Source organism: Burkholderia sp. CCA53 (genome assembly GCF_001685525.1).
Taxonomy (GTDB): Bacteria; Pseudomonadota; Gammaproteobacteria; order Burkholderiales; family Burkholderiaceae; genus Burkholderia; species Burkholderia multivorans.
Window position 1 is genome coordinate 3,024,967 of the sequence record NZ_BDDJ01000001.1, and the last position, 12,904, is coordinate 3,037,870.

The 12,904-nt window shown below is 66.0% G+C and carries 12 protein-coding genes; 11 read left to right on the forward strand and 1 reads right to left on the reverse strand.

All coding sequences use genetic code 11. From position 1 onward, the window contains the following. Window positions 1–34: 34 nt before the first annotated feature. Window positions 35–850 (reverse strand): type I methionyl aminopeptidase, encoded by an 816-nt coding sequence (gene map / locus BCR55_RS13980; protein WP_065494683.1) that lies wholly within the window; start codon window positions 848–850, stop codon window positions 35–37. A 383-nt stretch (window positions 851–1,233) separates the two neighbouring features. Between map and rpsB the strand changes: the two genes are divergently transcribed. The 11 genes from rpsB (at window position 1,234) to lpxD (ending at window position 12,822) form a co-directional block, all read left to right on the forward strand. Beyond that, window positions 1,234–1,974 carry a 30S ribosomal protein S2 gene (gene rpsB / locus BCR55_RS13985; RefSeq protein ID WP_006402646.1) on the forward strand — a complete coding sequence of 247 codons (741 nt, stop codon included), beginning with the start codon at window positions 1,234–1,236 and terminating at the stop codon, window positions 1,972–1,974. Between the two features lie 162 nt (window positions 1,975–2,136). Next, window positions 2,137–3,018, forward strand: a complete 882-nt coding sequence (tsf, locus tag BCR55_RS13990; RefSeq protein ID WP_006402647.1) for a translation elongation factor Ts — start codon at window positions 2,137–2,139, stop codon at window positions 3,016–3,018. Between the two features lie 153 nt (window positions 3,019–3,171). Continuing rightward, window positions 3,172–3,885, forward strand: a complete 714-nt coding sequence (gene pyrH / locus BCR55_RS13995; protein ID WP_006402648.1) for a UMP kinase — start codon at window positions 3,172–3,174, stop codon at window positions 3,883–3,885. Between the two features lie 104 nt (window positions 3,886–3,989). Beyond that, window positions 3,990–4,550 (forward strand): ribosome recycling factor, encoded by a 561-nt coding sequence (gene frr, locus BCR55_RS14000; protein ID WP_006402649.1) that lies wholly within the window; start codon window positions 3,990–3,992, stop codon window positions 4,548–4,550. 49 nt (window positions 4,551–4,599) lie between these two features. Then, complete coding sequence (uppS, locus tag BCR55_RS14005) at window positions 4,600–5,382, forward strand: polyprenyl diphosphate synthase (RefSeq protein ID WP_006410014.1); 783 nt, start codon at window positions 4,600–4,602, stop codon at window positions 5,380–5,382. Next, the gene (locus BCR55_RS14010) at window positions 5,376–6,197 is read left to right on the forward strand and encodes a phosphatidate cytidylyltransferase (RefSeq protein ID WP_065494684.1); all 822 of its coding nucleotides are present in this window, start codon (window positions 5,376–5,378) and stop codon (window positions 6,195–6,197) included. Before uppS ends, BCR55_RS14010 begins: the two co-directional genes overlap by 7 nt. 15 nt (window positions 6,198–6,212) lie before the next feature. Next, window positions 6,213–7,409 carry a 1-deoxy-D-xylulose-5-phosphate reductoisomerase gene (locus tag BCR55_RS14015; RefSeq protein ID WP_006407705.1) on the forward strand — a complete coding sequence of 399 codons (1,197 nt, stop codon included), beginning with the start codon at window positions 6,213–6,215 and terminating at the stop codon, window positions 7,407–7,409. 11 nt (window positions 7,410–7,420) lie between these two features. Next, the gene (gene rseP, locus BCR55_RS14020; RefSeq protein ID WP_065494685.1) at window positions 7,421–8,791 is read left to right on the forward strand and encodes an RIP metalloprotease RseP; all 1,371 of its coding nucleotides are present in this window, start codon (window positions 7,421–7,423) and stop codon (window positions 8,789–8,791) included. A 61-nt stretch (window positions 8,792–8,852) separates the two neighbouring features. Beyond that, window positions 8,853–11,162: an outer membrane protein assembly factor BamA gene (gene bamA / locus BCR55_RS14025; RefSeq protein ID WP_006402654.1), complete on the forward strand. Its 2,310-nt coding sequence runs from the start codon at window positions 8,853–8,855 to the stop codon at window positions 11,160–11,162. Between the two features lie 64 nt (window positions 11,163–11,226). Next, window positions 11,227–11,724, forward strand: coding sequence for an OmpH family outer membrane protein (locus BCR55_RS14030; RefSeq protein WP_006407703.1), 498 nt, complete (start codon window positions 11,227–11,229; stop codon window positions 11,722–11,724). Window positions 11,725–11,739: 15 nt separating this feature from the next. Continuing rightward, window positions 11,740–12,822 carry a UDP-3-O-(3-hydroxymyristoyl)glucosamine N-acyltransferase gene (gene lpxD / locus BCR55_RS14035; RefSeq protein WP_065494686.1) on the forward strand — a complete coding sequence of 361 codons (1,083 nt, stop codon included), beginning with the start codon at window positions 11,740–11,742 and terminating at the stop codon, window positions 12,820–12,822. Window positions 12,823–12,904: the final 82 nt, after the last annotated feature.

Here is a 12,904-nt window from a genome sequence, read left to right on the forward strand (position 1 = left end):
GACGAGGGTGGGGCGGGGGACCGGGACGCGGCGCTCAGACCGCGGCGGCCGGCTGCGCGAACACCGGGCGCGCGGGCGTGCCGGCCGACACGGTCAGCACTTCGTAGCCGGTTTCGGTGACGAGCACCGTGTGCTCCCACTGTGCGGAGAGGCTGCGATCGCGCGTCTTGACCGTCCACTGGTCGGGCATCGTGCGAATGTCGCGCTTGCCGGCGTTGATCATCGGCTCGATCGTGAAGATCATGCCCGGCTTCAGCTCGATGCCGGTGCCCGGCCGGCCGTAGTGCACGACCTGCGGCTCCTCGTGGAACACCGTGCCGATGCCGTGCCCGCAGTATTCGCGCACGACGCTGTAGCCTTGCGCTTCCGCGTGCTTCTGAATCGCATGGCCGATGTCGCCGAGATGCGCGCCGGGCTTGACCTGGTCGATGCCGAGCCACATGCACTCGTAGGTAGTCTGCACGAGGCGCTTCGCGAGGATCGAGCCCTCGCCGACGATGAACATCCGGCTCGTGTCGCCGAAATAGCCGTTCTTGATCACGGTGATGTCGATGTTCAGCGCGTCGCCGTTCTTGAGCGCCTTCTCGCCGGGAATGCCGTGGCAGATCACGTCGTTGACCGAGATGCAGGTGGCCTTCGGGTACGGCGGATAGCCGGGCGGCTGATAGTTCAGCGGCGCGGGGATCGTGCCTTGCTCGTTGACCATGTATTCGTGGCAGAGGCGGTCGAGTTCGGCGGTCGTGATCCCTGCGACGACGTGCGGCGTGATGAAATCGAGCACTTCGCTCGCCAGACGGCAGGCGATGCGCATCTGGGCGATGTCGTGTTCGTTTTTGAGCGTAATAGCCATCGAGGTGAGCCTGGAATGCGGTGAATTGACGGATTATCGCACCTTATGGCGGCCGTCGCAGCCCCTTGCGGCCGCGCGGATGCGGGTTTTCGCGGATTGCCCGGCCGCGCGCCGCGCGGCAGCCGGAAGTGGTGCGCGACTTGAGAGCCGACAAATCGGCGTGCTATACTCTCTGGCTAAGTCGACATCCAAATGCCGGATTTCCCGATCATCGGGGAGCGGCATCGCGGTGGAAGGCTTGCGGCACGCGCGCCTTCGCACGTGCCGAATCGCAAGCCGGCGCAACCAGGGTGCCGGCCGCGCGGAGCAGGCGACCTTTCGGGGCGCGTTCGCGCGGCGGGTACGGCAGCCGGCTTAAGACCCAACCCTCGTGGAGAATTTACATGGCAGTCACGATGCGCCAAATGCTGGAAGCGGGTGTCCACTTCGGTCACCAGACGCGCTTCTGGAACCCGAAGATGGCTCCGTTCATTTTCGGTCACCGCAACAAGATTCACATCATCAACCTCGAAAAGACGCTGCCGATGTACAACGACGCACTGAAGTACGTGCGTCAGCTGGCAGCGAACCGCGGCACGATCCTGTTCGTCGGCACGAAGCGCCAGTCGCGCGACACGATCGCGCAGGAAGCGCAGCGCGCGGGCATGCCGTTCGTGAACGCACGCTGGCTCGGCGGCATGCTGACCAACTTCAAGACGCTGAAGGTGTCGATCAAGCGCCTGAAGGACATGGAAGCGGCAGTCGAGGCGGGCGAGCTCGAGAAGATGAGCAAGAAGGAAGCGCTGCTGTTCGAACGTGAAATCGCGAAGCTGCAGAAGTCGATCGGCGGCGTGAAGGACATGGGCGGCATTCCGGACGCGATCTTCGTCGTCGACGTCGGCTACCACAAGATCGCCGTCACCGAAGCGAACAAGCTCGGCGTGCCGGTCATCGCCGTGGTCGACACGAACCACTCGCCGGAAGGTGTGGACTACGTGATCCCGGGCAACGACGACTCGAGCAAGGCAGTCGCGCTGTACGCGCAAGGCGTGGCCGACGCGATCCTCGAAGGCCGTGCGAACGCGGTCAACGAAGTGGTCCAGGCGGTGCGCGGCGACGACGAATACGTCGAGGAGAACGCGTAACCGGCCCCGAGCCGGCGCAAAAAGGGGGCTCTCAACAGGCCCCCTTTTTTTAAGCTTGTGCGCCGGACCTGATCGCGCCGTCGCGGCGCGGGTCCGGAAACGAATCTCGGCCGTTCGCGTCCAAGCGGGCGGCGTTGTGAATACAGACTCAAGGAGCGAATGATGGCGGCAATTACCGCAAGCATGGTGGCAGAACTGCGCGCAAAGACCGACGCACCGATGATGGAGTGCAAGAAGGCGCTGACCGAAGCCGACGGCGACATGGCCAAGGCTGAAGAGCTGCTGCGCGTGAAGCTCGGCAACAAGGCGAGCAAGGCGGCATCGCGCGTGACGGCCGAAGGCGTCGTCGCATCGTTCGTCGGCGGCAATGCCGGCGCGCTCGTCGAGCTGAACTGCGAAACCGACTTCGTCGCGAAGAACGACGATTTCAACGCGTTCGCGAAGCAAGTCGCGGAACTCGTCGCGACGAAGAACCCCGCCGACGTCGCTGCGCTGTCGGCACTGCCGCTCGACGGCAAGACGGTCGATGAAGTGCGCCTCGCGCTCGTCGGCAAGATCGGCGAAAACATCTCGATCCGCCGCTTCGTCCGTTTCGAGACGGCGAACAAGCTGGCGACCTACCTGCACGGCAGCCGCATCGGCGTGATGGTCGAATACACGGGCGCGGACGAGCAGGTCGGCAAGGACGTCGCGATGCACGTCGCGGCGATGAAGCCGGTTTCGCTGTCGGCCGACGAAGTGCCGGCGGACCTGATCGAGAAGGAGCGTCGCGTCGCCGAGCAGAAGGCGGCCGAATCGGGCAAGCCGGCCGAGATCGTCGCGAAGATGGTCGACGGCAGCGTCCAGAAGTTCCTGAAGGAAGTGTCGCTGCTGAACCAGCCGTTCGTGAAGAACGACAAGCAGACGATCGAGCAGATGCTGAAGGCCGCGAATGCCGCAGTGCAGAAGTTCGCGCTGTTCGTCGTCGGCGAAGGCATCGAAAAGCGCCAGGACGATTTCGCCGCCGAAGTGGCCGCGCAAGTCGCAGCAGCAAAGCAGCAGTAAGCCATTGCAGTATCCGCGGCGGGCGTCCGTTCCGCCGCGGCCGGCGGCGCTGCCGGCGGCCGGGGAGCCCGGTCCGGCCGGCGGCGCTTGCCCGAATCAGTATTTCGCCCCTACAGTTCGTGGTTGTCATCCTCTCGTCGCTCGGAAGCCCCTATGTCCAATGCCTATAAACGCGTCCTCCTCAAACTCTCCGGCGAAGCGCTGATGGGCGACGATGCCTTCGGCATCAATCGCGCGACGATCGAACGGATGGTGGCCGATATCGCCGAAGTCGTGCGTCTGGGCACGCAGCTCGCGGTCGTGATCGGCGGCGGTAACATTTTCCGTGGCGTCGCGGGCGGCGCGGCGGGCATGGACCGCGCGACGGCCGACTACATGGGGATGCTCGCGACGATGATGAACGCGCTGGCGCTGCAGGATGCGATGCGTCACGCAGGCATCGAGGCGCGCGTGCAGTCGGCGCTGCGCATGGACCAGGTCGTCGAGCCGTACATCCGGCCGCGCGCGATCCGCCAGCTCGAGGAAGGCCGCGTCGTGATCTTCGCGGCCGGCACCGGCAACCCGTTCTTCACGACGGACACCGCCGCCGCGCTGCGCGGCTCGGAAGTGGGCGCCGAGGTCGTGCTGAAGGCGACCAAGGTCGATGGCGTATATTCTGCCGATCCGAAGAAGGATCCGTCGGCCACGCGCTATACGACGATCAGCTTCGACGAGGCGATCAGCCGCAACCTGCAGGTGATGGACGCGACCGCGTTTGCGCTGTGCCGCGACCAGAAGCTGCCGATTCGCGTGTTTTCGATCAACAAGCCGGGCGCGCTCAAGCGCATCGTGCTGGGCGAGGACGAGGGTACGCTCGTCCACGTGTAAACTCCCGCGGATGCGGGCAAGCGGCGTGGGCAACCGGCTGCGGCGCGCGCTGCGCGCGCCGGGCGGCCCGCGTTCTTTGAAGGTTTGAAGGTTCGGAGGTTGAAATGAGTGTCGCTGATATCAAGAAGGGCGTCGAGCAGAAGATGCAGCGCTCGATCGAAGCGTTCAAGAACGATCTGGCGAAGATCCGCACGGGCCGCGCGCACACCGGTCTGCTCGATCACGTGCAGGTCGACTACTACGGATCGATGGTGCCGATTTCGCAGGTCGCGAACCTGACGCTCGTCGATGCGCGTACGATCGGCGTGCAGCCGTGGGAAAAGAACATGGTCGCGAAGGTCGAGAAGGCGATCCGCGAAGCCGATCTGGGCCTGAACCCGGCGACGGCCGGCGACCTGATCCGCGTGCCGATGCCGCCGCTGACCGAAGAGCGCCGCCGCGAGCTGACCAAGGTCGTAAAGGGCGAAGGCGAGACCGCGAAGGTCGCGATCCGCAACCTGCGCCGCGACGCGAACGAAGCGCTGAAGAAGCTCGTGAAGGACAAGGAAATCTCGGAAGACGACGAGCGCCGTGCCGGCGACGACGTGCAGAAGCTCACCGACAAGCACGTCGCCGAAATCGACAAGCTCGTGCAGACCAAGGAAGCCGAGATCATGACGGTCTGACGACCGTCGTCGCGCGCCGCCTCCTTCCCGCATCCCTGTCTCAACGGCCATGACCTATACCAGCTCTACCGTTCGCGTGCCTGACGTCGGCGTCGTGCCGCGTCATATCGCGATCATCATGGACGGCAACGGCCGTTGGGCGACCGAACGCCGCTTGCCGCGCGTCGCCGGGCATACGCGCGGCGTCGACGCCGTGCGGGCCGTGGTCGAAGGCTGCGCGCGCGCGGGCGTCGAATATCTGACGCTGTTCGCGTTCAGCTCGGAAAACTGGCGGCGCCCGTCCGACGAAGTGTCGTTCCTGATGCGGCTGTTCATCACGGCGCTCGAGCGCGAGATCGGCAAGCTGCATGCGAACGGCATCCGGCTGCGCGTGGTCGGCGATCTCGAGCGCTTCGAGCCGCGCATCCGCGAACTGATCCGCCGCGCCGAGACCAAGACGGCGCGCAACACGCGTCTCACGCTGACGATCGCCGCGAACTACGGCGGCCGTTGGGACATCCTGCAGGCGACGAAGAAGCTCGTCGAGCAGGCCGCGCGCGAGGGCCGCGAGGTCGAAGTGACCGAAGAGTCCTTTGCGCCGCACCTGGCGATGGCGTACGCGCCGGAGCCCGATCTGTTCATCCGCACGGGCGGCGAGCAGCGCGTCAGCAACTTCCTGCTGTGGCAGCTCGCCTACGCCGAGTTCTATTTCACGAACAAATACTGGCCGGATTTCGACGGCGCGGCGCTTGCCGAAGCGCTCGCGTCGTATACCGAGCGCGAGCGCCGCTTCGGCCGCACCAGCGCGCAGCTCGAGCCGCAGTCGCAGAACGCCGACTCCCTTTCATGCTGAAAACCCGTGTGATCACGGCGATCGCGATGCTGGCAGTGCTGCTGCCGGTGACGCTGTACGCGCCGCTTGCCGCGTTCGGCGCGCTGATCGCCGTCGTGCTGGTGTTCGCCGCATGGGAATGGGCGCGCCTGCTGAAGCTGCCCGGTGCCGGGCCGGTCGTCTATGCGGTGGTCGCGGCGCTGGCGCTCGCGGCGACCGCGCCGCTCGGCATCGATGCCGACGCATCCCGTCCCCTTTTTGCCGCCGCCGGCGTGTTCTGGCTGCTGGCCGGTCCGTTCGCGCTGCGCCGCAAGCCCGAGCTCGCCGGCCGCGTGTGGCGGCCGTTTCTGCTTGCGGCCGGCCTCGTGATTTTCGCCGCGTGCTGGCATGCGCTCGTCGCGGCGCGTGCGCAGGGCGTGCCGTTCGTGCTCTCGCTGCTGCTGGTGGTGTGGCTCGCCGATATCGGCGCATATTTCGCGGGCAAGGCCTTCGGAAAGCGTAAACTGGCCGTCACGATCAGCCCCGGCAAGAGCTGGGAAGGGGCGGTGGGCGGCTGGCTCGCGGTGATGGTCGTATCGGGCATCGCGATGGCTGCGCACCGGTTCGAGCCGACCCTGTTTTCCGCGTATGCAATGCGCTACGGCATGGCCGGCGCGTGGGCCGCGCTGACGCTGCTGGTCGTGTACAGCGTGATCGGCGACCTGTTCGAATCGCTGCTCAAGCGTCAGGCCGGCGTCAAGGATTCGAGCGGACTGCTGCCGGGGCACGGCGGCGTGCTCGACCGCGTCGACGCGCTGCTGCCCGTGCTGCCGCTCGCGATGCTGCTGCTTGGTTAAACCATTATTTCTGTTATGCAAAAACGTCTGACACTGCTCGGTTCCACGGGCTCGATCGGAGACAGCACGCTCGACGTCGTCGCGCGCCACCCCGAGCGTTTCTCGGTCTACGCGCTGACTGCGCACCGCAACGGCGACAAGCTCGTCGAACAGTGCCTGCGCTTCGCGCCCGAAGTCGCGGTGGTCGGCGACGCGGCGACCGCCGCGCACGTCGAGGCGCGGCTGCGCGCGGCGGGCAGCCGGACGACCGTGCTGTACGGGCCGCAGGCGCTCGTCGACGTGTCGAAGAGCGACGGCTGCGACACGGTCGTCGCGGCGATCGTCGGCGCGGCCGGTCTCGCGCCGAGCCTCGCGGCCGCGCGCGCCGGCAAGCGGATCCTGCTCGCGAACAAGGAATCGCTGGTGATGTCGGGCGCGATCTTCATGGACGCGGTGCGCGATCACGGCGCGATCCTGCTGCCGGTCGACAGCGAGCACAACGCGATCTTCCAGTGCATGCCGCGCGACGCGGCCGAGCACGGCGGGATCGCGAAGATCATCCTGACCGCGTCGGGCGGCCCGTTCCGCACGCGCGAGCCGGCGACGCTCGTCGACGTGACGCCGGACGAGGCCTGCAAGCACCCGAACTGGGTGATGGGCCGCAAGATTTCGGTCGATTCGGCGACGATGATGAACAAGGGCCTCGAGGTGATCGAGGCGCACTGGATCTTCGGCCTGCCGGGCGACCGGATCGACGTGCTGATCCATCCGCAGAGCGTGATCCATTCGCTCGTGTCGTATCGCGACGGTTCGGTGCTCGCGCAACTGGGCAATCCCGACATGCGCACGCCGATCGCGCATGCGCTCGCGTTTCCGGAGCGCGTCGACGCCGGCGTCGAACAGCTGGACCTCGCGCAGATCGCGCAGCTGTCGTTCGAGAAGCCCGACTATGCGCGCTTCCCGTGTCTCGCGCTCGCGCTGAAGGCGCTCGCGGAAGGCGGTATCGCGAGCGCCGCGTTGAACGCGGCGAACGAAGTTGCGGTCGAAGCGTTTCTCGAGCGCCGGATCGGCTTCATGGCGATCGCGGCGACGGTCGAAGCGGTGCTCGACGCGCTGCCGAACCGCGCGCCCGACGGGCTCGACGACGTCCTCGCGGCCGATGCCGAAGCGCGCCGCCTCGCCGCCGAGATCATTGCGAAAGCGCCTGCGCGACGCGTGGAGCGCACTGTCTGAATGAGGTGCTCATGAACGTGCTGGTCGAACTGATCGCGTTTGCGGTGGCGATCGGGGTGCTGGTCGTCGTGCATGAGTACGGTCATTACCGCGTCGCGCGCTGGTGCGGCGTGAAGGTGCTGCGGTTCTCGATCGGCTTCGGCCAGCCCGTCGCACGCTGGGTCAGCCGCCGCACGGGCACCGAATGGACGCTGTCCGCGCTGCCGCTCGGCGGCTACGTGAAGATGCTCGACGAGCGCGAGCCGGGGCCCGGCGTGAAGCCGGAAGAGCTCGGCCAGGCGTTCAACCGGCAGTCGGTCGGCAAGCGCATCGCGATCGTCGCGGCCGGTCCCATTGCCAACTTCCTGTTGGCGATCGTCCTGTTCTCCGCGGTTTTCGCCACCGGCGTGACCGAGCCGGCCGCGATCCTCGCGCCGCCGGCCGCGGGCACCGTGGCCGCGCGCGCCGGCTTCGACGGCAACGAGACGATCGTGTCGATGCGCGATGTGCAGGGCGGCGAGCCGGAGCCCGTGCGCTCGTGGTCGGACCTGCGCTGGAAGCTGCTGTCGGCCGCGTTCGATCGCCGCGAGGTCGTGCTCGCCGCACGCGACGGCGACGCGACGTTCGATTTCCGCGTCGACCTGCGTCACGTTCCCGAAAGCGAGCTCGACGACGATTTCATGATGCATCTCGGCTTCGAGACCGGCGGCGGCACCTTGTCGATTGCGTCGGTGCAGCGCGGCAGTGCGGCGCAGCAGGCGGGGCTGAAGGCCGGCGACAAGCTGCTCGCGATCGACGGCGCGCCGATCGGCGGCGCCGCGCGGTTCATCGATGCAGTGAAGCACGATGCGGGCAAGACGGTCGCGCTGCAGATCGAGCGCAACGGCGCCGTGCAGACCGTGTCGATCGTGCCGCAGCCGCAGCGCGACGAAGAAACCGGGCAGCAGATCGGCCGCATCGGCGCGGCGCTGTCGATGCACACGCCGAGCGTCGACGTGCGCTACGGGCCGATCGAAAGCGTGCGGCTCGGCGCGCACCGCACGTGGGACATCGCCGTGTATTCGCTGCGCATGTTCGGGCGGATGATCGTCGGCGACGCGTCGCTGAAGAACCTGTCGGGCCCGGTGACGATCGCCGACTACGCGGGCAAGAGCGCGCGGCTCGGCCCGTCGGCGTTCCTGTCGTTCCTCGCCCTTGTCAGCATTAGCCTCGGGGTGCTGAACTTGTTGCCGATTCCCGTTTTGGACGGGGGGCATCTGTTATATTATCTGGTTGAAGCCGCGACCGGGAAAGCCGTTTCGGAGCGCTGGCAACTGATTCTACAAAGAGCCGGGCTGATCTGCATCGTCGCACTGTCGGCGATCGCGCTGTTCAACGACCTGGCTCGGTTAATCCATTTCTGAAGCATCAGGCGGCCGCCGCAACGCAGCCGCCTGATTTGATGCAGCTACATATTGGGGATGCATGTTGTTCAAACCTCATCGCTTTGTACCTAAGACAGTTGCAGCGGCCGCGCTCGCCGCGCACGGCTTCGCGGCCCACGCAGCGGCACCGTTCGTGGTGCAAGACATCAAGATCGAGGGGCTGCAGCGCGTCGAACCGGGTTCCGTATTCGCATATCTGCCGATCAAGCAAGGCGACACGTTCACCGACGACAAGGCATCCGAAGCAATCCGCGCGCTCTACGCGACGGGCTTTTTCAACGACGTTCGCATCGCCACGCAGGGCAACGTCGTGATCGTGCAGGTGCAGGAGCGTCCGGCCATCGCGTCGATCGACTTCACCGGCACGAAGGAATTCGACAAGGACAACCTCACCAAGGCGCTGCGCGCAGTCGGTCTCGCCGACGGCCGCTACTACGACAAGGCGCTCGTCGACAAGGCCGAGCAGGAGCTCAAGCGCCAGTATCTGACGCGCGGCTTCTACGCGGCCGAAGTGAAGACGACGGTCACGCCGGTCGACGCGAACCGCGTGTCGATCCTGTTCGCGGTCGCCGAAGGGCCGAGCGCGAAGATCCGCCAGATCAACTTCATCGGCAACAAGGCGTTCAGCACGAGCACGCTGCGCGACGAGATGCAGCTGTCGACGCCGAACTGGTTCTCGTGGTACACGAAGAACGACCTGTACTCGAAGGAAAAGCTCACCGGCGACCTCGAAGCCGTGCGCTCGTACTACCTGAACCGCGGCTATCTCGAGTTCAACATCGAGTCGACGCAGGTGTCGATCTCGCCGGACAAGAAGGACATGTACCTGACGGTCACGCTGCACGAAGGCGAGCCGTACACGGTGTCGGGCATCAAGCTGTCGGGCAACCTGCTCGATCGCGAAGCCGAACTGAACAAGCTGATCAAGATCAAGCCGGGCGATCGTTTCTCGGCCGAGAAGCTGCAGCAGACGACGAAGGCGATCGTCGACAAGCTCGGCGAATACGGCTATGCGTTCGCGACCGTCAACGCACAGCCGGACATCGATCAGGCGAACCACAAGGTGAACCTGAACCTCGTCGTCGATCCGAGCCGCCGCGTGTACGTGCGCCGCATCAACGTGGTCGGCAACACGCGCACGCGCGACGAAGTCGTGCGTCGCGAAATGCGTCAGCTCGAAAGCTCGTGGTTCGATTCGAATCGCCTCGCGCTGTCGAAGGATCGCGTGAACCGTCTCGGCTACTTCACGAACGTCGACGTGACGACCGTGCCGGTCGAAGGCACGAACGACCAGGTCGACGTGAACGTGAAGGTCGACGAAAAGCCGACCGGCGCGATCACGCTGGGTGCCGGCTTCTCGTCGACGGACAAGGTCGTGCTGTCGGCCGGCGTGTCGCAGGACAACGTGTTCGGCTCGGGCACGAGCCTCGCGGTCAACGTGAACACCGCGAAGAGCTACCGTACGCTGACGGTCACGCAGGTCGATCCGTACTTCACGGTCGACGGGATCAAGCGGATCACCGACGTCTACTACCGCACGTACCAGCCGCTCTACTATTCGACGAACTCGAGCTTCCGGATCATCAGCGCCGGCGGCAACCTGAAGTTCGGCATTCCGTTCTCGGAAGTCGATACCGTGTACTTCGGCGCGGGCTTCGAGCAGAACCGCCTCGACATCGATTCGAACACGCCGCAGAGCTACCAGGATTACGTGAACCAGTTCGGCCGCGTGTCGAACACGGTGCCGCTGACGGTCGCGTGGTCGCGCGACGCGCGCGACAGCGCGCTGATCCCGAGCCGCGGCTACTTCACGCAGGCGAACATCGAATACGGCGTGCCGGTCGGCAAGATCCAGTACTACAAGGCGGACTTGCAGGCGCAGTACTACTATTCGTTCTCGCGCGGCTTCATCCTCGGGCTGAACCTGCAGGGCGGCTACGGTAACGGTATCGGCAACCCGTACCCGATCTTCAAGAACTACTACGCGGGCGGTATCGGCTCCGTGCGCGGCTACGAGCCGAGCTCGCTGGGCCCGCGCGACTCGAAGACGAACGACCCGATCGGCGGCTCGAAGATGGTCGTCGGCAACATCGAGCTGACGTTCCCGCTGCCGGGCACCGGCTACGACCGCACGCTGCGCGTGTTCACGTTCCTCGACGGCGGTAACGTGTGGGGCAACGCGCCGGGCGGCACGAGTACCGGCGCGAACGGCCTGCGCTACGGCTACGGTATCGGTCTCGCGTGGATCTCGCCGATCGGCCCGCTGAAGCTGAGCCTCGGCTTCCCGCTGCAGAAACACGAAGGCGACCAGTACCAGAAATTCCAGTTCCAGATCGGGACGGCGTTCTGATGGAACGCATGACAACAGCAACGAGAGGGTAATTTTGCTAACCGGTAAGTTTTCGAAACGAGTGATGTGCGCGTTGACCGTTGCGCTGGCGCTGGGCGCCGCGACGGCGCACGCACAGGACGTCGCCCGCATTGCGGCGGTCAATTCGGATCGGATCCTGCGCGAGTCGGCGCCCGCCAAGGCGGCGCAGACGAAGCTCGAAGCCGAGTTCGCGAAGCGCGACAAGGATCTGCAGGACATGGCGGCACGTCTGAAGTCGCTGTCCGACTCGCTCGACAGGAACGGCGCGTCGCTGTCGGCGGCCGATCGCGCGCAGAAGCAGCGCGATCTCGCCCAGCTCGACACCGACTTCCAGCGCAAGCAGCGCGAGTTCCGCGAAGACCTGAACCAGCGTCGCAACGAGGAGCTGGCCGCGGTGCTGGACAAGGCGAACAAGGTGATCAAGCAGATCGCCGAGCAGCAGAATTACGATCTGATCGTGCAGGAAGCCGTGTACGTCAGCCCGCGCATCGACATCACCGACAAGGTGCTCAAGGCACTCGCGTCCGGCTCGACGAACTGACGGAGCAGACGACGAATGGCATTGACGCTTGAGGAACTCGTAAAGCGGTTCGGCGGCGAGATCGCCGGCGACGCGCAATGCAAGGTCGCCAGCCTCGCGCCGCTCGACCAGGCCGGCCCCGGGCAGCTCGCGTTCCTCGCGAATCCGAAATACCTGTCGCAGGTCGAGACGACCGGCGCCGGCGCGGTGCTGATCGCGCCGAAGGATCTGAAAAAGCTGGGCGCGGCCGCGAGCGGCCGCAATTTCATTGTGACGCCGAATCCGTACGCGTATTTCGCGCGCGTCGCGCAGATGTTCATCGATCTCGCCGCGCCGCCGCGCGCGGCCGGCGTGCATCCGAGCGCGACGATCGATCCGGCCGCGCGCGTCGCCGACAGCGCGGTGATCGGCCCGCACGTGACGATCGAGGCGGGCGCCGTGATCGAAGATGGCGTGCAGCTCGACGCGAACGTGTTCGTCGGCCGCGGCACGACGATCGGCGCAGGCTCGCATCTGTACCCGAACGTCGCCGTCTATCACGGCTGCAAGATCGGTCCGCGTGCGATCGTGCACGCGGGCGCGGTGATCGGCTCCGACGGTTTCGGCTTCGCGCCGGACTTCGTCGGCGAAGGCGAGGCGCGCACGGGCACCTGGGTCAAGATTCCGCAGGTCGGCGGCGTGTCGATCGGCCCGGACGTCGAGATCGGCGCGAACACGACGATCGATCGCGGCGCGATGGCGGATACCGTCATCGAGGAATGCGTGAAGATCGACAACCAGGTCCAGATCGGCCACAACTGCCGGATCGGCGCGTATACGGTGATCGCAGGCTGCGCGGGCATCGCGGGCAGCACGACGATCGGGCGCCACTGCATGATCGGCGGCGCGGTCGGGATTGCCGGCCACGTGACGCTCGGCGACTACGTGATCGTCACCGCGAAATCGGGCGTGTCGAAGTCGCTGCCGAAGGCCGGCATCTATACGAGCGCGTTCCCGGCCGTCGATCACGGCGAATGGAATCGCAGCGCGGCGCTCGTGCGCAACCTCGACAAACTGCGCGATCGCATCAAGGCGCTCGAAACCGCGCTCGCCGCGCAGCGCGGCGACACGGACGCCTGACGCGCGATGCGACCGATGAACCGGGCACGGCCAGCGCATCCGGCCCGGTTCGCCAGACAGGGCCGCGTCGCGGCCCGTTTCA